The sequence below is a fragment of the Streptomyces sp. NPDC054783 genome (genome assembly GCF_053611725.1).
In genome coordinates this window covers 144333-168320 of the sequence record NZ_JBSHAY010000015.1, presented here as the reverse complement: position 1 = coordinate 168320, position 23988 = coordinate 144333, and the positions used below count along the sequence as shown (strand labels likewise).

At 71.7% G+C, this 23988-nt stretch carries 18 protein-coding genes and 1 pseudogene; 15 read left to right on the top strand and 4 right to left on the bottom strand.

What is annotated here, in order from left to right:
• The first annotated feature begins 2 nt into the window (after positions 1 to 2).
• The 12 genes from ACWGJ5_RS25725 (at position 3) to ACWGJ5_RS25670 (ending at position 12774) form a co-directional block, all read left to right on the top strand.
• The gene (locus ACWGJ5_RS25725; protein ID WP_453312024.1) at positions 3 to 1250 is read left to right on the top strand and encodes an MCE family protein; all 1248 of its coding nucleotides are present in this window, start codon (positions 3 to 5) and stop codon (positions 1248 to 1250) included.
• On the top strand, positions 1247 to 2287 hold the full coding sequence (locus ACWGJ5_RS25720) for an MCE family protein (RefSeq protein WP_453312023.1): 1041 nt from the start codon (positions 1247 to 1249) through the stop codon (positions 2285 to 2287). Before ACWGJ5_RS25725 ends, ACWGJ5_RS25720 begins: the two co-directional genes overlap by 4 nt.
• Before the next feature lie 257 nt (positions 2288 to 2544).
• Positions 2545 to 3525: an MCE family protein gene (locus ACWGJ5_RS25715; RefSeq protein ID WP_453312067.1), complete on the top strand. Its 981-nt coding sequence runs from the start codon at positions 2545 to 2547 to the stop codon at positions 3523 to 3525.
• Positions 3522 to 4640, top strand: coding sequence for an MCE family protein (locus tag ACWGJ5_RS25710; protein ID WP_453312022.1), 1119 nt, complete (start codon positions 3522 to 3524; stop codon positions 4638 to 4640). The genes ACWGJ5_RS25715 and ACWGJ5_RS25710 overlap by 4 nt, the downstream gene beginning before the upstream one ends.
• On the top strand, positions 4637 to 5920 hold the full coding sequence (locus ACWGJ5_RS25705) for an MCE family protein (RefSeq protein ID WP_453312021.1): 1284 nt from the start codon (positions 4637 to 4639) through the stop codon (positions 5918 to 5920). The genes ACWGJ5_RS25710 and ACWGJ5_RS25705 overlap by 4 nt, the downstream gene beginning before the upstream one ends.
• On the top strand, positions 5917 to 7191 hold the full coding sequence (locus ACWGJ5_RS25700) for an MCE family protein (protein ID WP_453312020.1): 1275 nt from the start codon (positions 5917 to 5919) through the stop codon (positions 7189 to 7191). Before ACWGJ5_RS25705 ends, ACWGJ5_RS25700 begins: the two co-directional genes overlap by 4 nt.
• Positions 7188 to 7676 (top strand): hypothetical protein, encoded by a 489-nt coding sequence (locus ACWGJ5_RS25695; protein ID WP_453312019.1) that lies wholly within the window; start codon positions 7188 to 7190, stop codon positions 7674 to 7676. The genes ACWGJ5_RS25700 and ACWGJ5_RS25695 overlap by 4 nt, the downstream gene beginning before the upstream one ends.
• 34 nt (positions 7677 to 7710) lie before the next feature.
• Entirely contained in the window at positions 7711 to 8514 is an 804-nt protein-coding gene (locus tag ACWGJ5_RS25690; RefSeq protein WP_453312018.1) for a hypothetical protein, read from the top strand.
• 149 nt (positions 8515 to 8663) lie between these two features.
• Entirely contained in the window at positions 8664 to 9503 is an 840-nt protein-coding gene (locus ACWGJ5_RS25685; protein ID WP_453312017.1) for a TIM barrel protein, read from the top strand.
• Positions 9504 to 9546: 43 nt separating this feature from the next.
• Positions 9547 to 10440 (top strand): 2-hydroxy-3-oxopropionate reductase, encoded by an 894-nt coding sequence (locus ACWGJ5_RS25680; RefSeq protein WP_453312016.1) that lies wholly within the window; start codon positions 9547 to 9549, stop codon positions 10438 to 10440.
• 202 nt (positions 10441 to 10642) lie between these two features.
• On the top strand, positions 10643 to 12121 hold the full coding sequence (locus ACWGJ5_RS25675) for a catalase (RefSeq protein WP_453312015.1): 1479 nt from the start codon (positions 10643 to 10645) through the stop codon (positions 12119 to 12121).
• 419 nt (positions 12122 to 12540) lie between these two features.
• Entirely contained in the window at positions 12541 to 12774 is a 234-nt protein-coding gene (locus ACWGJ5_RS25670) for a hypothetical protein (protein WP_351612350.1), read from the top strand.
• A gap of 247 nt (positions 12775 to 13021) precedes the next feature.
• Here ACWGJ5_RS25670 and gcl read toward each other — a convergent pair whose 3' ends face one another.
• The gene (gene gcl, locus ACWGJ5_RS25665) at positions 13022 to 14809 is read right to left on the bottom strand and encodes a glyoxylate carboligase (RefSeq protein WP_453312014.1); all 1788 of its coding nucleotides are present in this window, start codon (positions 14807 to 14809) and stop codon (positions 13022 to 13024) included.
• 302 nt (positions 14810 to 15111) lie between these two features.
• Entirely contained in the window at positions 15112 to 15342 is a 231-nt protein-coding gene (locus ACWGJ5_RS25660; protein WP_453312013.1) for a hypothetical protein, read from the bottom strand.
• A 379-nt stretch (positions 15343 to 15721) separates the two neighbouring features.
• On the opposite strand from ACWGJ5_RS25660, the pseudogene ACWGJ5_RS25655 reads away from it, so the two are divergent.
• Positions 15722 to 16153 (top strand): annotated as a pseudogene (locus ACWGJ5_RS25655) (hypothetical protein); the annotation flags it as partial.
• Between the two features lie 422 nt (positions 16154 to 16575).
• Here the strand turns inward: ACWGJ5_RS25655 and ACWGJ5_RS25650 are convergent.
• Both ACWGJ5_RS25650 and ACWGJ5_RS25645 read right to left on the bottom strand, forming a co-directional pair.
• Positions 16576 to 18156 carry an AMP-binding protein gene (locus ACWGJ5_RS25650; RefSeq protein WP_453312066.1) on the bottom strand — a complete coding sequence of 527 codons (1581 nt, stop codon included), beginning with the start codon at positions 18154 to 18156 and terminating at the stop codon, positions 16576 to 16578.
• A 56-nt stretch (positions 18157 to 18212) separates the two neighbouring features.
• Positions 18213 to 19886, bottom strand: coding sequence for an AMP-binding protein (locus ACWGJ5_RS25645; protein ID WP_453312012.1), 1674 nt, complete (start codon positions 19884 to 19886; stop codon positions 18213 to 18215).
• A 152-nt stretch (positions 19887 to 20038) separates the two neighbouring features.
• On the opposite strand from ACWGJ5_RS25645, the gene ACWGJ5_RS25640 reads away from it, so the two are divergent.
• Together ACWGJ5_RS25640 and ACWGJ5_RS25635 are read left to right on the top strand one after the other, a co-directional pair.
• A complete protein-coding gene (locus ACWGJ5_RS25640; protein ID WP_453312011.1) occupies positions 20039 to 20869 on the top strand; it encodes a response regulator transcription factor in 831 nt (276 codons plus the stop codon).
• 152 nt (positions 20870 to 21021) lie between these two features.
• Positions 21022 to 23880, top strand: coding sequence for an ATP-binding protein (locus ACWGJ5_RS25635; RefSeq protein WP_453312010.1), 2859 nt, complete (start codon positions 21022 to 21024; stop codon positions 23878 to 23880).
• Positions 23881 to 23988 lie beyond the last annotated feature (108 nt).

Here is a 23988-nt window from a genome sequence, read left to right as displayed (position 1 = left end):
CGGTGAGAGCGCTGAGACTCAGGCTGTACGGCATCGCGTTCATCGCCGTACTCGCGTCGCTGCTGTCGCTCGCGGTGGCCGTCTACCGGCAGGCGTTCACGTCCGTCGTACCGATCACCCTGGAGGCCGACAGCCTCGGCAACCAGCTCGATCCGCGCGCCGACGTCAAGCTGCGCGGGGTGCTGGTCGGGGAGGTGCGCGAGGTGCACGCCGACGGCACGAAGGCGACGCTCGACATCGCGCTCAAGCCGCAGTACGCCACGTACATCCCCGTCGACGTGCACGCGCGGCTGCTGCCCAAGACGCTGTTCGGCGAGAAGTACGTCGACCTCGTGGCTCCCCCTCGCTCCTCGGCTCGGCCCATCCGCGCCGGGGACGTCATCACCCAGGACCGTACGAGGGTGGGCATCGAGGTGCAGCAGCTGATGAACGACCTGCTGCCGCTGCTGCGGACCGTCCGGCCGGGTGAACTCAACGCCACCCTCTCGGCGTTCGCCACCGCGCTGGAGGGCCGCGGCGACCGGATCGGTGACAACCTCACCCGGGTCGAGGGCTATCTGCGCCGCCTCAACCCGCACCTGCCCTCCCTCAAGGAGGACATCTCGCGGTTCGCGGACGTCGCCGAGGTGTACGGCGACGCCGCGCCCGACCTGATGCGGATCCTGCGCAACACGGTCACCACCAGCCGGACGATCGTGGCGAAGCAGGACCAGCTGGCAGCAGGACTCCGCTCGACCGCCGCCGTGGCGGGCACGGCCGACGACTTCCTCGCCGAGAACGGCGACCGGCTGATCACCCTGGGCCGGGTCTCCCGCCCCACGCTGGAACTCTTCGCCCGCTACTCCCCCGAGTACCCGTGCCTGTTCCAGGGTTTGGTCCGGCAGGAGAAGGCATCGGAGGACGCGTTCCGGGGCGGGGAGATGCGGATCACCCTCGAGGTCGTACGGCCGCAGGGGGCGTACCGGCCCGGTGAGGAGCCGGTGTACGGCGAGCACTCCGGCCCGGACTGCCGTGGCCTGCCGCACCCGCAGGTGCCCGGGCCGAAGCCCCGTCTCGACGACGGTACGTCCGCCCGGAGTTCGGGCGGCCCACTCCCCGGAGGTGTCAACGTGTCCGCCACCGCGGCCGAGCAGCGGGCCGTCGGCTCGCTCGTGGCCCCCGTCATGGGCGTCCCCGCGGACCAGGTGCCGCCCGTGGCGACCCTGCTGTTCGGGCCGCTCGCGCGCGGAACGGCGGTGAGTGTCGCATGAGCAGGGCAGGAGCCCGGCAGACCGCCGGCCCACTGATCAAATTCAGCCTGTTCGCGCTGGTCACCAGCGCGGCGACGGCGTTGCTCGCCGCCACCATCGTCAACATCTCCTTCACCCCGAAGGACACCTACCACGCGGTGTTCTCCGACGTCACCGGGCTGGAGACCGGCGACGACATCCGGGTGGCCGGAGTGCGGGTCGGGGAGGTCGAGGGCATCCGGATCGAGGACCGGACCCTGGCCGAGGTCACGTTCACCGTCACCGCCGACCGGCCGTTGCTCGCCGGCACCCACGCGGTCGTCCGCTACCGCAACCTCGTCGGGCAGCGGTACATCGCACTGACCGAGGGCACCGGCGACGTCAGCAGCCGGCTGCGGCCCGGAGGCACCATCCCGCTGTCCCGGACCCAGCCGGCGCTGGACCTCAACGCCCTGCTGAACGGCTTCAAGCCGCTGTTCGCGGCGCTCAGCCCGAACGACGTCAACCAGCTCGCCACCGAGATCGTCCAGACCCTCCAGGGCGAGGGCGGCACGGTGAACAGCCTGCTCGCGCACACGGCCTCGCTCACCACGACCCTCGCCGACCGCGACCGGCTGATCGGCTCGGTGATCGACAACCTCAACACCGTCCTGGGGACGCTCGACAAGCGCGGCTCCCGCTTCTCCGGGCTGCTCACGCAGCTGCGCCGGGTGGTCTCGGGCCTGTCCGCCGACCGCAAGCCCATCGGGGAGTCCCTGGTGAGCATCGGCGATCTCACGGACGTCACGGCGGGGCTGCTGAAGGACGCGCGTCCGCCGCTGAAGGACGACATCGCCGGCCTCGGCGATCTCACCGGAACGCTGAACGACAACCAGACCACCGTGGAGGGCGTCCTGAAACGGCTGCCGAACAAGCTCAACAAGCTGACCGGGACGGCGTCCTACGGCTCGTGGTTCAACTTCTACCTCTGCGACTTCGACGGCCGGATCGTGCTGCCGAAGACGAAGCAGGTGATCAGCCCGGAGCTGCACGTGGCACAGGCGAGGTGCGGCGGATGAGCAAGCGCGTCCCACGGCAGCGTCGCCCGGAGCCCCTGGTGAAGGTACGGGTCCTGCCACCGAAGCTGCCGAGGCTCCTCCCCCGGCTGCCCAAGCGCAGGACCCGCCCCCAGCCCCTGGTGAAGGTGCGCGTCCTGCCACCGAAGCTGCCGAGGCTCCTCCCCCGGCTGCCCAAGCGCAGGACCCGCCCCCAGCCCCTGGTGAAGGTGCGCGTCCTGCCGCCGAGGCTGCCCAGGATCCGGTTGAGGCGCCCTCGGCTGAAGCCCTTCCGCGAGCGCAATCCAGTCGTCGTGGGCGCCGTCGGCCTCACCGTCCTCGCGCTGCTCACCGTCGCCGCCTTCAACGCCGACAGCCTGCCGCTGATCGGCGGCGGCGACACGTACAGCGCGGCCTTCTCGGAGGCGGGCGGGCTCAAGCCGGGCGACGAGGTACGGATCGCCGGGGTCAAGGTCGGCAAGGTGGAGGACGTCGGCCTGGACGGCGACCACGTCAAGGTCACCTTCAAGGTGAAGGGACACCCGGCGTTCGGCACCGACACGGGCGCGTCGATCCGGGTCAGGACGATCCTCGGCGCGAAGTACCTGGCCCTCTCCCCCAAGGGGCCCGGGCAGTTGACGCCGGGCAGCGAGATCCCGATCGGGCGGACGGTGTCGGCGTACGACGTCGTCCAGGCCTTCAGCGACCTCACGACCACCACCGAGGAGGTCGACACGGACCGGCTCGCGAAGGCGCTGGACACCATCTCCGTCACGTTCCAGGACTCTCCCGCGGAGGTGCGGGCGTCGATCAAGGGACTGTCGCGGATCTCCCGGACCGTCGCCTCCCGTGACAAGGCGCTGCGCGGGCTCCTCGACCACGCGAACGGGGTCACCAAGGTGCTGGCCGGCCACACGAAGGACTTCTCCGCACTGGTGAAGGACGGCGACGCACTGTTCAAGGAGATCGGCAGGCGGCGCGCGGCCATTCACCGGCTGCTCAAGAGTTCCGCGCTGCTGGGCATCCAGCTCTCCGGCCTGGTCGACGACAACGGCAGGCAGATCGGGCCGGCCCTGAAGAACCTCGACACCTTCGTGACCATGCTCGACCGCAACCAGGCGAGCCTCGACCGCAGCGTCAAGCTCCTCGCGCCGTACGTGCGGCTCTTCACCAACACCCTCGGCAACGGCCGCTGGTTCGACTCCTACGTCCAGAACCTGGTCGCCGCCCCGGTCACGCCACGGACGGGAGGCACCCGATGACCCGCAGACTCCTCGCCCTGTTCACCGCGCTCGCGGTCGTCGCGGGCCTCGCCGTCGTCCTGTGGCCCGGCCCCGACCCCGTCCGGGTCACGGCGTACTTCCCGCGCACCGTCGGCATCTACCCCGGCTCGGACGTCCGCGTCCTCGGTGTCCGCATCGGCGAGGTCAGGAAGATCACGCCGGAGGGCGGCCGGGTGCGGGTGGAGCTGGAGTACGACCGGGGCCGCAGGGTGCCCGCGAACGCGCAGGCCGCGATCATCAACTCCTCGGTGGTCAGCGACCGTTATGTGCAGCTGCTGCCCGTGTACCGGAAGGGACCCGAGCTGCGGGACGGCGACGTCATCCCCGAGTCCCGTACGGCCGTCCCCGTCGAGCTGGACCGGATCTTCGACAGCCTGCACACCACCGCGGTGGCGCTCGGCCCGGACGGCGCCAACAAGAAGGGTTCGCTGTCCCGGCTGCTCGGGGTGAGCGCCGACAACCTCCGGGGGCAGGGCGAGAACCTCAACCGGACGGTCGGGGACCTCTCCCAGGCCGTCACCACGCTGTCCGACGGGCGTGGCGACCTGTTCGGGACCGTGCGGAACCTGCAGGTGTTCACGGCCGCGCTGGCGGCGGACGACACCGGGGTGCGGTCCTTCGACGCCGACCTCGCCGACGTGGCCGGGCAGCTGGCCGGGGAGCGCAAGGATCTCGCGGCCGCGCTGAAGTACCTGGCCGCCGCCCTCGGTGACGTGTCCGGCTTCGTCAAGGGCAACAAGAAGGCGCTGACCTCGGACGTACGGGGCCTGGCCAAGGTCACCAAGGTGCTCGTCACCCAACGGGCCGCACTGGAGGAGCTGTTGACCGTCGCGCCCACCGGCCTGTCGAACCTGCAGAACGCCTACAACCCCGCGGCCGGCACCCTCGACACCCGCAACAACGCACAGACCTCCCAGGACCCGGCCTCGCTGCTCTGCTCGATCCTGAGGACGACCGGGGACGAGGGCGGCAAGAACCCCGACTGCACGGACCTGAAGAAGCTCTTCGGCTCCCTGCCCGAGGTGCCGTCGGCCCCGGCGGTGACGGGCTCGGTCGACAAGACCCTCGGCGGAATCCTGGGGGCCCGGGCATGAGTGTGCTGCGCTTGGGGCGGGTTGCCGCCTGGACGGCGGTCGGCTCACTGCTGCTGACCGGCTGCGAGTTCAACGGCTGGTACGACGTCCCCCTCCCCGGCGGCGCCGCCTCGGACGGCCACGCCTACCACGTCACCGTCGAGTTCCGGGACGTACTGGACCTGGTGCCGCAGTCGGCGGTGAAGGTGAACGACGTCACCGTGGGCACGGTCGAGAAGGTGGAGCTGGACGGCTGGCACGCGCGCGTGCGGCTCAGGATCGCCGACTCGGTGAAGCTGCCCGGCAACGCGGTCGCCGACCTGAGACAGACCAGCATGCTCGGCGAGAAGTACGTGGCCCTGTCCGCGCCGGCCGGCACGCCGCCCGTCGGACGGCTCCGCGACGGCGACCGCATCCCGCTCTCCCGCAGCGGCCGCAACGCGGAGGTCGAGGAGGTGCTGTCGGCCCTGTCCGCGCTGCTCAACGGCGGTGGGGTGGCCCAGCTGAAGACGATCACCGTAGAGCTGAACAAGGCCCTGAACGGCCGTGAGGACCGGGTCAGGTCGCTGCTGAAGCAGCTCGACACGTTCCTCGGCGGCCTCGACGACCAGCGGGACGAGATCGTGCGCGCCCTCAAGGGCGTCGACCGGCTCGCCAAGCGGCTGAAGAAGGAGAAGAAGACGATCGCGCTCGCCGTCGACACCATGCCGCCGGCCCTGAAGGCCCTCGCCGACCAGCGCCGCGACCTGACGAAGATGCTCACCGCCCTGTCCAAGCTCGGCACGACCGGCACCAAGGTGGTGAACGCCTCCCACGACGACACCGTCGCCAACCTGAGGAGTCTGCGGCCCATCCTGCAGGAGCTGAACAAGGCGGGCGACGACCTGCCCGACTCGCTCGAGCTGCTGACCACGTATCCGTTCCCGCGCAACGCCACGGACGCGGTCCAGGGCGACTACGTCAATCTGAAGATCACCGCCGACCTCGACCTGGCAGGCATCTACGGCAACCTCGACGGCAAGCCCGGCAAGGGCAGGAGCACCCCGACGCCAGGTACCCCGCGTCTTCCGGGCGTCCCCACGCCCGCCCCCCTGCCGTCCCTGCCGGCCACTCCGTCCCTCCCGTCCACCCCGTCCGCGCCCTCCGTACCCGCCGTGCCCTCGAAGCCCTCCGACGACAGCACCGTGCTGTGTCCGCCGGTGTGCACCGCGGCCTACGACACCGGGGACGGCTCGCGTCGCCTGCCTCCCGGGGTGGACCTCGGCCTGGCCGAGCTGATGCTGAAGGGGATACTGCCGTGATCACACGTACGGTCAGGGCCCAGTTGCTCGCCTTCGCGACCGTCACCGCCCTCGGAGTGTCGTACGTCGGCGCCCGGTACACGGGGCTGGTGGACGACGTGCTGCGCCGCGGCTACACCGTGCGCGCCGACTTCGCCGAGTCCGGGGGCGTGTTCCCCGGCGCGGAGGTCACCTACCGCGGGGTGCCGGTGGGCCGCGTGGGCGACCTGCGGCTGACCGGGTCCGGGGTGTCGGTGGCGTTGAAGATCGAGGACGGTGCCCCGAGGATCCCGGCCGACACGCTCGCGGTGATCGGCGACCGTTCGGCGGTGGGCGAGCAGTACGTCGACCTCCAGCCGCGCGGGGCGGGCGGGCCGTACCTCATGGACGGCAGCCCGATCCCGCGCAGCCGTACCCGGACCCCGCTGCCGGTCACCGACCTGGTCCTGAGCCTCGACCGGCTGGTCAACTCGGTCGGCAAGGACGATCTCCGGGTCACCGTCGACGAGCTGGGCAAGGCGTTCGCCGGTACCGGGCCGAACCTGAGCCGTCTGGTCGACTCCGGCAACTCCCTGGTGGAGTCGGCGTCCGCATCGCTCCCGCAGACGGTCTCGCTGATCGAGGACTCACGGAAGGTGCTGAAGACACAGGCGGACCAGGGCTCGGCCATCAAGTCGTTCTCGCGTGATCTGGCCACGCTCACCGGGCAGTTGAAGTCGAGCGACGGTGATCTGCGCCGGCTGATCGGCAATACGGTGCCCGCCACGCAGGAGCTCGACTCCCTGCTGAAGTCCACCCGGCCGCAGGTGCCGGTCCTGCTGGCCAACCTCATCAGCGGCGGCCAGATCACCGTGGCCCGGCTGCCCGGCGTGGAGCAGGCCCTGGTCACGCTCCCGCTCACCGTGGCGGGCAGCTACACGGTCGTCCCCGGCGACGGCACCACCCACTTCGGGCTGACCGTGAACGCCGACGACCCGCCCGCATGCACCCGGGGCTACGGCACCCCGCGGCGCGAGCCCGCCGACACGAGTCCGCGCCCGGCGAACACCGAGGCCCGCTGCACCGCGCCGCGCGGCAGCGCGACCTCGGTGCGCGGCGCGCAGAACGCCCCCGGCGAGAGGACCGGTGCGGACAGCGCGAACCAGGCCGCGTTCGTGGCCCCGTACGACCCGGAGACCGGTGACCTGACCGGCCCGGACGGAACGCCCGTCGAGATCGGCTCGACGGGCGGCGAACAGACCGTCTTCGGAAAGGAGTCGTGGCAATGGCTGCTCGTGGGACCGATGGCATGACGGGGGGACGCTTGAGGCTGCTGTCGGCGGGCCTTGTCGCGGCGACCGTGCTGACGACGGTGCTGTCCGTCTGGCTGGGCCTGAAGCTGGCCGACCAGCGCGGGGCGGAACAGCGCCGTCAGGAGATCCTGGCGGCGGCCCGCCAGTCGGCGCTGAACTTCACGTCGCTCGACTACCGGCACTACGACCGGGACAGCCGCAACGTGCTGAAGGGCGCCACCGGCGACTTCAAGAAGCAGTTCGCCGCGCAGACCGCCCAGTTGACGAAGCTCGTCGCGCAGAACAGGTCGGTGTCCGAGGGGCAGGTCCTGGAAGCGGGCATCGTGCGGTCCGACAAGCGCTCGGCCCGGGTGCTGGTCGTGGCCGACAGCAAGGTGACCAACGCCGCCGCGCCCGAGGGCCAGGCGCGCACCTACCGGCTCCAGCTCGACCTCGCGCGGGTCGGCGGCCGGTGGCTGACCTCCGACGTCACGTTCGTGGGCTGACCCGCCGGTGAGGCCATCAGTGAGGAGAGACACCATGGCGAACCCGACCTCCCGAACCCGCGGCAGCGGCTCCCCGGCCCGCCGGACCCTGACCGCGGCCGCCCGCGCGGCGGCCAAGCGCGCCGGGCGGCCGGAGCGCCCGGAGCGGGCTGCCCGCCAGGCGGAGGCTTCCCCCGGGCGCACGCTGCTCGTCGAGCCCCCGGCGGACGGCTGGGAGGACCCGCCGGAGCCTGAGGCGTTCGAGTCGTCCGAGCAGTCCGACCTGTCCGAGAACGAGCCGGTGGAGAGCAGGCCGGAGGAGAGCGGGCCGGAGGAGAGCGGGCCCCCGCGCAGGACCGGGCGGCGCGGGCTCATCGCGGTACTGGGTGCCGTGCTCGTGGCCGCTCTGGTCGCGACCGCCTTCCTCGGCTGGCGGTACCAGGAGGGGCGGCAGGCGGAGCAGGCCCGTGGGGAGGCCCTCGCGGCCGCACGGAAGGCGGCGCCGGTCGTGCTGTCGTACGACTACCGGCACCTGGACCGCGACTTCACCCGGGCCCGTGCCCTGCTGGCCGGGCACTTCCGCGACGAGTACGGCAGGACCACGAAGACGGTGGTCGCGCCGACCGCGACGAAGTACCACGGGGTGGTGAAGGCGAGCGTGGCCACGCCCTCCGACGGAGGCGCCCCCGCGGTCTCCGTCGTGTCGGCGGCACCGGACAGGGCCGTCGTGCTGCTCTTCGTCAACCAGGTGACCGAGAGCACCCAGGTCCCCGAGCCCCGGCTGGATCTTAACCGGGTGCGGATGACGCTCACCCGCACCTCCGACGGCTGGAAGGTGAGCGGCGTCGACGCCCTCTGACCAGGCCTTCACAGGTGCCCCCGCGCGATCGCGCGGGGGCACTTTTTCGTGGGCTCTCTTGACAGTCCTCCACCCCCACAGGCAATCTTTCCATACAGCAGAAACGAACTTCCGCTATACGGAATTACAGGGAAGGGAGCGCCGTCCCCGTGGGATTCGCAGACCAGCGCTTCAACGTCAACCTGTCGATCCTCTTCACGGAACTCCCGCTCCTGGAGCGTCCCGCGGCCGCCGCCGCGGCGGGCTTCACGGCGGTCGAGCTGTGGTGGCCCTGGGTCGACTCCCCCACCCCCGAGCAGTCCGAGCTCGACGCCCTGAAGACGGCGATCGAGGACGCGGGCGTCCAGCTCACAGGCCTGAACTTCTACGCCGGGCAGCTGCCGGGCCCGGACCGCGGCGCCCTGTCGATCCCGGGCGAGGAGTCGGAGAGGTTCCGCGCCAACATCGACGTGGCCATCGCCTTCGCCCAGTCCCTGGGCTGCACGACGTTCAACGCCCTGTACGGCAACCGCGTCGACGGCGTGGACCCGGCCGAGCAGGACGCGCTCGCCCTGGAGAACCTGATCCTCGCGGCCCGTGCCGTCGGCCGGGTCGGCGGGACCGTCCTGATCGAGGCCCTCAACCAGCCCGAGTCGCCGAAGTGCCCGATCGTGAGCGCGCCCAAGGCGATCGAGATCGTGGACAAGGTCAACGAGGCGACGGGGCTCGGGAACGCGAGGTTCCTGATGGACCTGTACCACCTGTCCATGAACGGCGAGGACCTGCCTTCGGTCATCGAGCAGTACGCGGCGAAGACCGGCCATGTGCAGATCGCGGACAACCCCGGCCGCGGCGCCCCCGGGACGGGTTCGCTCCCACTGGAGGAGCTGCTCGACCAGCTGAAGAAGGCCGGTTACGACGGCTGGGTCGGCCTGGAGTACAAGGCCGGCGACCGCCCGGGCGCCGAGGCTTTCGGCTGGCTCCCGCGCGAAGCGCGCGCCGCGCGCTGAACCCCCTGACTTTGCAAGGCAGTTGAGAGAGGCACCCCCAATCATGAGCAGCAGTCTTCCCAAGATCGCCTGGATCGGCCTCGGCATCATGGGCTCCCCCATGTCCGAGAACCTGATCAAGGCGGGTTACGACATCACGGGCTTCACGCTCGAGCAGGACAAGCTGGACCGCCTGGCCGCCGCCGGCGGCACCGCCGCCTCCTCGATCGCCGAGGCCGTGCGCAGCGCCGACGTGGTCATCACGATGGTGCCCGCGTCCCCGCAGGTCGAGGCGATCGCCTACGGCCCCGACGGCATCCTGGAGAACGCCCGGCAGGGCGCCCTGCTGATCGACATGTCCTCGATCACCCCGCAGACCTCGGTCGACCTGGCCGCCGCCGCCAAGGACAAGGGCATCCGGGTGCTGGACGCCCCGGTGTCCGGCGGCGAGGCCGGCGCCATCGAGGCCGTGCTGTCGATCATGGTCGGCGGCGAGAAGGCCGACTTCGACCAGGCCGAGCCGATCTTCGAGGCGCTGGGCAAGACCATCGTGCTGTGCGGCCCGCACGGCTCCGGCCAGACCGTGAAGGCGGCCAACCAGCTGATCGTCGCCGTGAACATCCAGGCGTGCGCCGAGGCCGTGGTCTTCCTGGAGAAGTCGGGCGTGGACCTCGCGGCCGCGCTGGACGTCCTCAACGGCGGCCTCGCCGGCTCCACCGTGCTGACGCGGAAGAAGGACAACTTCCTGAACCGTGACTTCAAGCCGGGCTTCCGGATCGACCTGCACCACAAGGACATGGGCATCGTCACCGACGCCGCCCGCAACGTCGGCGCCGCCCTGCCGGTCGGTGCCGTGGTCGCCCAGCTGGTCGCCTCGCTGCGCACCCAGGGCGACGGCGGCCTGGACCACTCGGCCCTGCTGCGGGCCGTGGAGCGCCTCTCCGGCGCCCAGGTCTGAGCCGAGCCCCACAGACTTCCGGGTGGCGCCGTCGCTGACACCTGTCCTGTCGCGCCCAGGCGCCGGCGCCGCCCGGAATCACCCCCAGATCGACTTCAACAAACTGTTGACGTTCAGATCACCCCATTTTAGGCTCCCCAGAGACTTCTAGGCTCCACAAAGCGGAATCAGATTTCCGCTGCCACCGCACGGAAGGTCCACGATGTCGAAGCGCGTGCTCACGGCGCGAACTCTCACCACGGAGTCCGGCGCCCCGGTCGCAGACAACCAGAATTCCGCCTCGGCCGGCGTAGGCGGCCCGCTCCTGCTCCAGGACCAGCAGCTCCTGGAGAAGCTCGCGCGCTTCAACCGCGAGCGCATCCCGGAGCGCGTGGTGCACGCCCGTGGCTCCGGCGCTTACGGCCACTTCGAGGTGACCGACGACGTCACCGGCTTCACCCACGCCGACTTCCTGAGCACGATCGGCAAGCGCACCGAGGTGTTCGTGCGCTTCTCGACGGTCGCCGACTCCCTCGGCGGCGCCGACGCCGTCCGTGACCCGCGCGGCTTCGCGGTGAAGTTCTACACCGAGGAGGGCAACTACGACCTCGTCGGCAACAACACCCCGGTGTTCTTCATCAAGGACCCGATCAAGTTCCCCGACTTCATCCACTCGCAGAAGCGCGACCCCTTCACGGGCCGCCAGGAGCCGGACAGCGTCTGGGACTTCTGGGCGCACGCCCCCGAGGCCACGCACCAGGTGACCTGGCTCATGGGCGACCGCGGCATCCCGGCGTCGTACCGGCACATGAACGGCTACGGCTCGCACACCTACCAGTGGACGAACGCCGAGGGCGAGGCCTTCTTCGTCAAGTACCACTTCAAGACCAACCAGGGCATCCGCTCCCTGAGCGGCGAGCAGGCCGCGGAGCTCGCGGGCAAGGACCCGAACTCCCACCAGACGGACCTGCTGCAGGCCATCGAGCGCGGGGTGCACCCGTCCTGGACCCTGTACGTCCAGCTCATGCCGGCGGCCGAGGCGGCGGACTACCGCTTCAACCCGTTCGACCTGACCAAGGTGTGGCCGCACAAGGACTACCCGCTGCAGCGGGTGGGCCGCCTGGTGCTGGACCGCAACCCGGACAACGTCTTCGCCGAGGTCGAGCAGGCCGCGTTCTCCCCGAACAACTTCGTTCCGGGCATCGGCCCCTCCCCCGACAAGATGCTCCAGGGGCGCCTGTTCGCCTACGCGGACGCGCACCGCTACCGCCTCGGCGTCAACCACACCCTGCTCGCCGTGAACGCCCCCAAGGCGGTTCCGGGCGGCGCCCGGAACTACGGCCGCGACGGCTTCATGGCGGTCAACGGCCAGGGCCGCGGCGCCAAGAACTACGAGCCGAACTCCTACGACGGCCCGGTGGAGACCGGCCGCCCGCTTTCGGCGCCCCTGGCGGTGTCGGGCCACACGGGCAACCACACCGCACCGCTCCACACCAAGGACGACGACTTCTACCAGGCGGGCGAGCTGTACCGCCTGATGTCCGCGGAGGAGAAGTCCCGCCTGATCGCGAACATCGCCGGCGGCCTGTCGCAGGTGTCCCGCGACGACGTGATCGAGAAGAACCTGGCCCACTTCCACGCCGCCGACCCCGGGTACGGCAAGCGCGTGGAGGAGGCGGTCCGCGCCCTGCGCGAGGACTGAGGCCGACAACCCGCAAGCAGCGTACGGGATCTGACGGGAGGTCAGGATCTCGCACGCGGCCCGCGCGGCACGCCGGACGGCCCGGATGAGGGGTGGCCGTACGGCGGTGGGCGCGGGCAGGGCGAGGACCGTGGCGGCGTGCGAGCCAGTGCGGTGGTGAAGGACCGGGTCCCCTTCTCGACCAGAGGGAAGGGACCCCGGCTCCGTCGCACGCCGCCACGGTCCCACCCAGCCCCTTCCAGGGGCCACCCGCTCCGTCCGGCGGCGCGAACGACCTGTCGCGCCCAGCCTCGCGCCGTCGGACGGTCACCATACGGACACGAAGCGCTCCCCCCGCCGGCCGGGGGGAGCGCTTCGTGCTGTCGGGCGCGGCCCGGGCCCGGCGTGCGGGGCCGCGGTATCCGCAGGACGCTGAGGGCATGGGCAATCCGACGCAGTATCCGCACATCGTGGTCCACTCCCCGGCCCTGGACGGGTCCCGGCGGGTGACCGAGGGGGACGTGACCCTGGGCATCGCCTCGCACCTGGACGACGTCGTGGAGATTCTCCGGCTGGCCGACCTGGACCGGATCGAGGTGGAGGAGAGCGACCTCATCGAGTGGCAGGGCGGCGGGCCCGACGACTGGCCGGGGCTGTCGGAGCACGAGCTGTAGCGGCTGGTGTACGACAGCGGTCGTAGGCGGGCTACGCCACCCTCAAATCAACCTCTGAACCCTGCGGCTCAGGCTTCAACCGCCCCCGCCGTGGGGCAGATTAGGAGCACAGGGGGCCCGCCGGCACGGGGGCGGCGGGCCCCGACCACGGGGGAGCACGACGGGGGACGGAACAGAGGATCACACGGGGGACGCGAAAGGGCGGCCCGTCCTGATGGACGGGCCGCCCTTGGTGTGCGGGACGGGATCAGACCTTCAGCGGCTTGATCGACGTCGGCGCGTGACCCGGCTCGGTGGCCAGGTCCTCGAACTCGGAGATGTCGCTGATGTCCATGGTGCGGCTCATCGAGATGTTGGTGATCCGCTCCAGGATCGCCTCGACGACGACCGGCACCCGGTACTCCGCGGCCAGCTTCTTCGCCTGCTCGAACGCTGCGCCCAGCTGGTCCGGCTCGGTGACCCGGATCGCCTTGCAGCCCAGGCCCTCGGCGACCTTCACGTGGTCGACGCCGTAGACGCCGATCTCAGGCGTGTTGATGTTCTCAAACTCCAGGTTGACCTGGAAGTTGATGTCCAGGCCGATCTGCGCCTGACGGATCAGGCCGAGGTAGGCGTTGTTCACCAGGACGTGGACGTACGGGATCCTGTGCTGGGCGGCGACCGCCAGCTCCTCGATCAGGAACTGGAAGTCGTAGTCGCCGGACAGGGCGACCACCGGGCTGTCCGGGTCTGCCTTGGCGACGCCGATCGCGGCCGGGATGGTCCAGCCGAGCGGGCCGGCCTGGCCGCAGTTGATCCAGTGCCGCGGCTTGTAGACGTGCAGCATCTGCGCGCCGGCGATCTGGGACAGGCCGATGGTGGTGACGTACCGGGTGTCCGGGCCGAAGGCCTTGTTCATCTCCTCGTACACCCGCTGCGGCTTCATGGGCACGTTGTCGAAGTGGGTACGGCGCAGGAGGGTGGCCTTGCGCTCCTGGGTGGAGGCCACCCAGTCGGCACGGTCGGGCAGCTTGCCGGCGGCCTTCAGCTCCTTGGCGACCTCGATGAAGAGCTCCAGCGCGACCTTTGCGTCGGAGACCACGCCGTAGTCCGGCGGGAAGATCTTGCCGATCTGGGTGGGCTCGATGTCGACGTGGACGAACTTGCGGTCGCCGCGGTAGACGTCGAGCTTGTAGCCGGTGTGGCGGTTGGCCCAGCGGTTGCCGATGCCGAGGACGAAGTCCGACTCCAGGAAGTTGGCGTTGCCGTACCGGTGCGAGGTCTGGACGCCGACCATGCCGGCGTTCAGCTCGTGGTCGTCGGACAGGGCGCCCCAGCCCATCAGCGTGGGGATGACCGGGGTCTGCGTCAACTCGGCGAATTCCACCAGCAGGTCGGCGGCGTCGGCGCCGATGATGCCGCCGCCGGCGACGATGACCGGGCGCTCGGCGGCCAGCAGGAAGGAGATCGCCTTCTCGATCTGGGCGCGGGTCGCGGCCGGCTTGTAGACGGGCAGCGGCTCGTACGTCTCCGGGTCGAACTCGATCTCGGTCAGCTGGACGTCGATCGGCAGGTCGATCAGGACCGGGCCGGGACGGCCGGAGCGCATCAGGTGGAAGGCCTGCTGGAAGACGCCCGGGACCTGCGCGGCCTCCAGGACGGTGACCGCCATTTTGGTGACCGGCTTGGCGATCGAGGCGATGTCGACGGCCTGGAAGTCCTCCTTGTGGATCACGTGGGTGGGCGCCTGGCCCGTGATGCACAGGATCGGGACGGAGTCGCCGATGGCCGAGTACAGGCCGGTGATCATGTCGGTGCCGGCCGGGCCGGAGGTGCCGATGCAGACGCCGATGTTGCCCGGCCTGGTGCGGGTGTACCCCTCGGCCATGTGCGAGGCGCCCTCGACGTGGCGGGCGAGGGTGTGGTTGATGCCGCCACCCTCCTTGAGCGCCTTGTAGAAGGGGTTGATCGCCGCGCCCGGCACACCGAAGGCGTCGGTGACGCCCTCGCGCTTGAGGATCTCAACTGCCGCGCGGGCAGCGGTCATACGAGCCATCGAGTACTCCTGCTTCGGCTTCTCGGATGCGTACTCCCGTCGCGCCCCGCGGTGAGCACAGTCTCCAGATTGTTCAAACTTCCGCATTGCGGAATCCAACTTCTACTATCTGGAATCAATGTAGAAGCGCGCACCAACTGTCGTCAAGAGAGGCGGAGACAGGGCAAGCGCCGGACAAGCGGCGTGGGAAGGAGGACGATGGGGGCCGCTGTCCCGACGCGACTGTTCCGACGTGACGCCTGGGGGTGGGCCATGCCCGAGAGCGTGCCGGTGCGCTGCCCGGCCTGTCGGCGCGAGCACGTCTACACCGCGCCGTCGTACCCGTGCGCGTGCGGCGCGCCGACCGCCCCGCGGCTGGATCCGGCCGCCGAGCCTGCCGTGGCGGCCCACCGGGCCTGGGACGACGAGTGGATCTGCGTGCCGTGCACCGCCTGCGGCCGCCGGAGCCAGTGGCCCCACCCGGAGCTGGGCTGCCCCTGCGGCACGATCCTGCGCATCCCGGTGGCGACGACGCCTCCGGCAGCCCCGTGCACACCCCTGACAGACTCGCGCAGGCCCCTGACAGACCCGCGCGCACCCGGGGCAGATCCCCGCACCTCCCCGGAAGGCCCGCGCACACCCCCGGCAGACGCCCGGACGTCACCGGGAGGCCGGCGCACACCCCCGACTGCTCCCCGGACACCCCAGGCCGCCCCCCGGACACCCCCGTCCGACCCCCGCACATCCCAGGCAGACCCGCGCGCACCCCAGGCAGACCCCCGCACGCCGCCAGCCGTTTCCGAGACGCCGCCGACCGCTGCCGGGACACCGCTGCCACAGACCGGGATGTCGCCGGCGCAGGCCGGTGTGCCGCCGGCACAGACCGGGATGCCCCCGTCGTACCCCGGCACCCCGCCCGCTGCGGCCGGGCCGGGGTCCCCCGCCCGCCGCCCCGCCTTCCCGCCGCGCGCCATCCGTACCGCCCACGACGCCGTCACCGTCGCCGCGCTCTATCTGCGCTGGCTCGGGTACCGGGACATCCGCCGTGCCGACCAGCGGCCGCCGAACGGCATCGGGCTCGCCGCGCACGGGCTCCTCGCCCAGATGGACCCGACCGTGCGCCCGGCGGCGCCGCGGGACGTGGAGTGCCTGTGGCTGACGGCGATGACGGAGTCCGCGGACTGTGTGTACTTCTCCCTCGCGGGTTACACGAACGAGGCCCGGGTCCGCGCGGACGCGCTGGGCATCCCGCTCTTCGTCCTGGACCTCGCGGGCGTCCCGCAGCCGGTGAACGACCACGCCGACACGCTGAACGCCGAGGGAGCGCCGGAACCGGGACCCCGGCCGCGGGACCGACGGAGCTGACCCTCCCCGGGGACCACCCCGCCACCGCCGCCGGATGGTTCTCTCCACCGGCGGGCCGATGTGCCGGCCCCGACGGCCCCGGTGCGCCGCACTGCCGGCCGAGGTGCCCGGGATGCGCACCAACGGCCCCACCCTGCCCGGCCGTTCGGAGTTCCGGGACATCACCAGCGGCTGCGCGGACCGGCCGGCAGGCTCCTGCGCCGGGACGGTGACGGCCACAGCTCCTGGCTTCAACAGCCCCGCCCCGGTGGGCACGGCGGTCGCCTGCCTGACCACCCTGCGCATGCCCGCCGGGGCCCGCAGTGCCACGGCCGTGCGGCGGGGCAGGGCCCGCCGACGGGTCCCGGTCGAGCGCACCGCCGACAGCGCGCTCCTCCGGGGCCCGTCCTCGAGCAGATACCGCATGCCCGGTTCCCGCCGTCTCACGCCCCGTACGCCGCCCGCAGTTCGACCTTGCGCACCTTCCCGGACACCGTCATCGGGAAGGAGTCGAGGATCTGCAGCCGGCTGGGGATCTTGTAGTGCGCGAGCCGGCCCCGGCAGAAGGCGTGCAACTCCTCCAGGGTGAGCGGGTCGGCCGCGTCGTACGGGATCACACAGGCCAGGACCTCCTCGCCGTACTTCTCGTGCGGCACCCCGACGACCTGGACGTCCCTGATCTTCGGGTGGGCGTAGAGGAACTCCTCGATCTCGCGCGGGTAGATGTTCTCGCCGCCCCGGATGATCATGTCCTTGATCCGGCCGACGATCTCGACGTACCCGTCCTCGCGCAGCACCGCCAGGTCCCCGGTGTGCATCCAGCGGCCCGCGTCGACGGCCTCGGCGGTCTTCTCGGGCTCGTTCCAGTAGCCGAGCATCACGCTGTAGCCGCGGGTGCACAACTCCCCCGCCGTGCCGCGCGGTTGGGTGACGCCGGTGGCCGGGTCGACGACCTTGACCTCCAGGTGCGGCAGGACCCGGCCGACGGTGCCCGTGCGGTGCTCCAGGTCGTCGTCGCGGCGGGTCTGCAGCGACACCGGGGAGGTCTCGGTCATGCCGTAGCAGATGGAGACCTCCGCCATGTGCATCTCGGCGACGACCCGCTTCATCACCTCCACCGGGCACGGCGATCCCGCCATGATGCCGGTGCGCAGGGTCGAGAGGTCGTATGCGGCGAAGTCGGGAAGGTTGAGCTCGGCGATGAACATCGTCGGCACGCCGTACAGGGACGTACAGCGCTCCTGCTGCACCGCCTCCAGGGTGGCCTTCGGTTCGAAGGACGGGGCCGGGATGACCATGCAGGCGCCGTGCGAGGTGGCCGCCAGGTTGCCCATGACCATGCCGAAGCAGTGGTAGAAGGGCACCGGGATGCAGATGCGGTCCTGCTCGCTGTAGGCGATCGACTCGCCCACGAAGTAACCGTTGTTGAGGATGTTGTGGTGGGACAGGGTGGCGCCCTTCGGGAAGCCGGTGGTCCCCGAGGTGTACTGGATGTTGATCGGGTCGTCGCAGGACAGTTCCGCGTACGGGGCATCACCGGTGCCCCGGCCGAGCAGTTCCTCCCAGCTCGGGTCGCCGATGTACGCGACCTGGCGCAGTGCCGGGCACCTGCCGCGCACCTCCTCCACCATCTCGCGGTAGTCGCTGGTCCTGTGGCTCAGGGAGGCGAACAGCAGGGAGATCCCGGCCTGGTTGAGAACGTACTCGACCTCGTGGGTGCGGTAGGCCGGGTTGATGTTCACCATGATCGCGCCGATGCGGGCGGTGGCGTACTGGACCAGGACCCACTCCGGGCAGTTGACCGCCCAGATGCCCACCCGGTCGCACTTGACGACTCCGCTCGCCACCAGCGCCTGCGCCAGCTCCTCGACGGCAGCGCCGAATTCGGCGTACGTCCAGCGCCGCCCCGACGGCACGTCGACCAGGGCCTCGCGGTCGGGCCAGGCGGCCACGGCCCGGTCCAGGTTGGCGCCGATGGTGTCGCCGAGCAGGGCGGTGGAACCGGTTCCGTGCGTGTACGACAGCGGTGTTCCGTGCGGGTACGACGGCGACGTTCCGTGCGGGTACGACGGCGATGCGGTCACCGGAAGTCCTCCTCGCGGTACTCGTGCTCCGAGCCCTGGGCCGTCGCCTCGCGCAGTTCGATCCGGCGGATCTTGCCGGAGACGGTCTTGGGCAGCGCGCCGAACTCCAGCCGGCGGATCCGCTTGTAGGGGGCGAGCACCTGGCGGGAGTGCTCGAAGATGACCTTGGCCGTGTCCGGTCCGGGCTCGAAGCCCTCGGCGAGCACGACGTACGCCTTCGGCACGGCGAGCCGCAACTCGTCCGGCGCGGGCACCACGGCCGCCTCGGCCACCGCCTCGTGCTCCAGCAGGGCGCTCTCCAGCTCGAACGGGCTGATCTTGTAGTCGGAGGCCTTGAAGACGTCGTCCGCGCGGCCGACGTAGGTCAGGTAGCCGTCCTCGTCGCGGGAGGCGATGTCCCCGGTGCGGTAGTAGCCGCCCGCCATGGCCTCGGCCGTGCGGTCCGGGTCGCCGTGGTAGCCGGTCATCAGGCCGACCGGACGCTCGGACAGGTCGAGGGCGATCTCGCCCTCGGCGGCGCCGGGCGCGCCGGAGACGGGGTCGAGGAGCTCGACGCGGTAGCCGGGGCTCGGGCGGCCCATCGAGCCGGTCTTCAGCAGCTGGCCGGGGCTGTTGGAGACCTGTACGGCGGTCTCGGTCTGCCCGAAGCCGTCCCGGATGGTCACGCCCCAGGCCCGCCGGACCTGTTCGATGACCTCGGGGTTGAGCGGCTCGCCGGCGGCCACCACCTCGCGGGGCGGGGTGGCGAGGAGGCCCAGGTCGGCCTGGATGAGCATGCGCCACACCGTCGGCGGGGCGCAGAAGGTGGTCACTCCCGACCGGTCCATCTCGGCCATCAGCCGGGCCGCGTCGAACCGTGTGTAGTTGAAGAGGAAGACGGTCGCCTCGGCGTTCCACGGCGCGAACAGATTGGACCAGGCGTGCTTGGCCCAGCCCGGCGAGGAGATGTTCAGGTGCACGTCACCGGGTTTCAGGCCGATCCAGTACATGGTGGCCAGATGTCCGATCGGGTACGAGGTGTGGGTGTGCTCGACGAGCTTGGGGCGGGCGGTCGTGCCGGAGGTGAAGTAGAGCATCAGCGGGTCGTCGGCCAGGGTGGGCCCGTCGGGGACGAACTCGGCGGGGGCCGTGTACGCGTCCTCGTACGGCTCCCAGCCCTCCTGCGGCGGGCCGCCGACCGAGATCCGGGTGTAGCCGCCGGGCACCTCGGCGAACTTCGCGGCGTCCTCCGCCCGTACGACCACGTGCTTCACCCGGCCCCGGTCCACCCGGTCGCGCAGGTCGGCCGGACCGAGCAGCGGGGTGGCGGGGATGACCACCGCGCGCAGCTTCATCGCGGCCAGCGCGGTCTCCCACAGTTCGGCCTGGTTGCCGAGCATGACGAGGATCCGGTCCTCGGCTGCGACACCCCGCGCACGCAGATGGTTCGCGACCCGGTTCGACCGTTCGGACATCTCGGCGAAGGACAGCCGCGTCTCGCCGCCGTCCTCCTCGACGATGTGCAGCGCGGTCCGGTCGTTGCCGGCGGCGATCACGTCGAACCAGTCCAGCGCCCAGTTGAAGTGCGCGGGCCGCGGCCAGGCGAAGCCCTCACAGGCGGCGGCATGGTCCTCTCGGTGCGCCAGCAGAAAGTCCCGGGCCTCCCGGAACGACTCGGTCACCGTCGTCATCACACACTCCTCGCGTCACCGGCGCGCCCTGGGCCTGCGGCTCGCTCCCGCTGTTCCGGACCATTGCCGGGCGGCTCTCTGGCATCGTCTAATCCGTGATGCAGGTCTCACCACCCCCGAACGGGGGTGGGTGCGGCAGAAGGGGCGAAGACGTGACGGCAGACGCGGCGGGGACGGTGGAGATCGGCGGTGCGCTCGCCCGGCTGCGGCACGCCACGGGGCTGCCGGTCGCCTTCGGCGGCCTGGTCGAGTCCGGCCGGCCGCAGATCCGGATCAGCCAGCTGAGCGGCACGACCACGACCGCCCTGCGCTCCCTCGCGGTGACCTCCGGCAACGGACTCGGCGGCAAGGCGGTGGCCCTGGCCCGGCCGTGCGCGGTGACGGACTACTCGAGTTCACGGCAGATCAGCCACGAGTACGACGTCCCGGTGGCCGCGGAGGGCATTCGCTCGGTCGTCGCGGTGCCCGTGGTGGTACGGCGCCGGGTACGCGGCGTGCTCTACGGCGCGCTGCGCTCGGCCCAGCCGCTCGGCGACCGCACGCTGGGCGCGGCCATGGCCGTCGCCCGGGACGTGGAGCAGGCGCTGGTGGTGCGGGACGAGGCGCGGGGGCTGCTGGCGGCGGCCCGGCCGGAGCCCGTCGGCGGCGACCGGTGTGCCGCCTGGGAGCAGGTGCGCGAGGCGCATGCGGCGCTGAGGGCCCTGGCCCCCCGGATCACCGATCCGGACCTGCGGGCCGAACTGCTCGCGGCCTGCGGGCTGTTGACCGCGCCGTCACGGAAGGGCGGCGTGACCCTGGCGCCGCGCGAGCTGGACGTGCTGTCCTGGGTGGCGGCGGGGGCGACCAACGCGGCCGTGGCCGAGCGGCTGGGACTGCGTGCGGAGACGGTGAAGGGCTATCTGCGCTCGGCGATGCGGAAGCTGGGCGCGCACACCCGAGGGGAGGCGGTGACCGCGGCCCGCAGGGCGGGACTGCTGCCGTGACGGCGGGCCACAGGGAAACCTTTCCATTCAAGCGTAGACGCCTTGAATTTCCTTATGCTTGACCGTTTGTTATTTCCCTCACCACGGCTTCCGTCCGAATTTCAAGGATCGTTGCCTAGAATTTGGCCCGGACACGACACACGAGGGGAGCGGTGACCGTGCGACGGGACTTCCAGGAGCCTGCCAGGTGCCGCCCCGACCTGGTCATCGGCCGCGAGGAGTTGTTGGCCGGCGCCCGTGACCAACTCGCCTCGGGCGGCAGTGTGCTGCTCCACGGTCCCGCCGGAATAGGGAAATCCACCGTCCTGCGGGCATTGGCCGAGGAATACGGCACCACCGCCCGCACCGTCCTGCGCTGCTCCGCCACCGAGTCCGAATCCCACCTGCCCTTCCTGGCCCTCGCCGACCTCTTCGGCCTGGTCCTCGACGACATCTCCCCCCGGCTGCCCGTCGCCCAGCGCACGGCCCTGGAGTCGGCGCTCACCGGCCGCGGCGAGTCCAGCCTCCAGCGCGACGGACTGGCCCTGCGCCTCGCGGTGCTCTCCGCGCTGCGCGCCCTCGCCGCGCACGGCGGTGTCCTCGTCGTCGCCGACGACCTGCAGTGGCTGGACCCGGCCAGCGCCGAACTGCTCGGCTTCGCCGCCCGCCGCCTGGAGGGCACCCCGGTGCAACTGCTGTGCGCGGTACGCACCGAGGGCCAGGAGAGCCAGGAGTACGACCGGCATCTGCGCGCCTGCCCGCCGGGCACCCTCGCGGTCCGGCTCGGCCCGCTCTCCCGCGTCCGGGTCGCCCAGTTGCTCGACCACCGCGGCCACGGCAACCTGCCCCGCTCCACCCTCCGCGAGATCCACCGCACCAGCGGCGGCAATCCGCTGTTCGCCCTGGAACTCGGCCGCGCGCTCGCCGACAGCCCCACCCCGCCCCGGCCGGGCGAGCCGCTGCCGGTGCCGACCAGCCTGCGCGCCCTGGTGCTCAGCCGCCTGGACATGCTGTCCGTCGAGGCCCGCCGCACCCTGCTGGTGGCCAGCGCCGGCGCCCGCCCCACCCCGGCGCTGCTGCACGCGGCCGGCCGGACCAACGCCGAGGCCGAGTGCGCCCAGGCCGCCGAACTCGGGCTGCTGGCCACCGAGCCCGACGCCCCCGCCGTACGGTTCGCGCACCCGCTGATATCGGCCGCGCTGTACGCGGAGGCGCCCGCGCACGAGCGGCGCGCCGCGCACGCGGCCCTGTCCACGGCCGCCTCCGATCCGATCGAACGGGCCCGGCACCTGGCCCTCGCCACGACCGGTACCGACCCGGACGTCGCCGCCCGGCTCGCCGAGGCCGCCGCCCTCGCCCGGGACCGCGGCGCCCCCTCGGTCGCCGCCCACCTGGGTCTGCTCGCCGCCCGGCACACCCCCGCCGACGGTGTGCCGAGCCAGGAGGAGCGCCGGCTGCAGGCCGCCGAGGACGCGATCACCGCGGGCGAGATCGACCTGGCCCGGGACATCGCCCGCGAGGTGCTGTCCAAGGCCACCGTGCCCGCCGACCGGGTACGGGCCTGGATCATCGTCATCGACACCGCCGGCCACACCATGGCCGAGGTCGACGCCGTCTTCCCGCAGGCCCTCGCCGACGCCGGCGACGACCCCCGGCTGCTGGCCCTGGTGCACTACCAGCTGGCCTGGCGGGCACTGATCGTCGAGGGCGACTTCACCGAGGCCCGCGAGGCCGCCGCGCACGCCGCCGAACTGGCCGCGCACGGCAAGGACCGGCGCACCGAACTGCTCTCCCTCGCCTTCCAGGCCCAGACCGAGACCCTGATGGGCCACCCGGAGGCGCCCCGGACCATCAAACGCGCCCTGAAGGAGCCTCAGGACCCCAGGGTGGCCTGCCACCACAACGGGGCGGGCAGCGCCCGGTTCCGCTGGCTGGTCATGAGCGACCAGCTGACCGAGGCCCGGGCGACGGTCACCGCGCTGCTGCGCGAGGTGCGCCGGCGCGGCTCGGTGGAGAGCGAGGTGCACTTCCTGCGCGGCCTCGCCGAGACCGAGCTCCGCGTCGGGCACTGCGGGCGCGCCCTGGAGCTGGCCCGCGAGAGTCTGCGCCTCGCCCGGGACTCCGGGATCGGCGAGACCGCCTCGGCGATGCTCACCTCGCTCGCCGAGGCCTCCGGCGGGGACGTGGACCGGGCCCTCGCGCTCGCCCGGGAGGCGGTGGAGCACGCCGAGGAGGACGGCGACCAGATGTACCTCTCCCGGGCCCTGGGCGCGCTCGGATACGCCCAGCTGGTGGCCGGGGACCCGGCGGGCACCGTGCGCTCCCTGCGCCGGGTGCGGACGCTGGAGCTGGGACTCGGGATCACCGACCCGGCGCGCGGGCGCTGGCAGGGCGATCTCGCCGAGGCGCTGGTCCGGATCGGTGAACCGGCCGAGGCGCAGGACGTCATCGACGCGAGCCGCGAGCACGCCCTGCGCCTCGGCCGGGGAAGCGTCCTCGCCGTCCTGGACCGCTCCGAGGCACTGGTGCGGGCCGCCCAGGGGGACCTGGAGGCCGCGGTCGCCCAGCTGACGTCCGCTCAGGACCGGCTCGGCAAACTGGGCTACGGGCTGGAGGAGGCGCGGGCCGCGTTCGCGCTGGCCCGGTTGCTCGGCACGCGCCCGGCCACGGGCCTCGGCGCCCCGGAGGCCCGAACAGGCACGGCTTCCTCGGCGTACGACGAGGCCACCCGGATGTTCCGCCGCTGCCGGGCGCTGCCCTGGCTGCGCCAGGTGGACGAGTCCCTCACCGTCCCCGAGCCGGAACCGGCGCTCGCCGTGCCGGACGCCCTGAACGCGCTGGACGTGCTGGCCGCGATGGAGCGTCAGGTCGCCGCGCTGGTCATGGAGGGCGCCACCAACCGGGAGATCGCCGCCCGGCTGTTCATCAGCGTCAAGACGGTGGAGGCGACCCTGACCCGGGTCTACCGCAAGCTGGGGATCCGCTCGCGGGTCGACATCGTCCGATTGGCGGCGGCTCGCCGCGCGAAGTGAGAACGCGGCCGGTTAACTGAACCGGACCGAGGGTTTTCCCTCACCCAACCCGCTAGGGGGTTCCCTCATTGGGAGCCGAGGGTTCCGGGTCCTAGCGTAAAGGGCGTG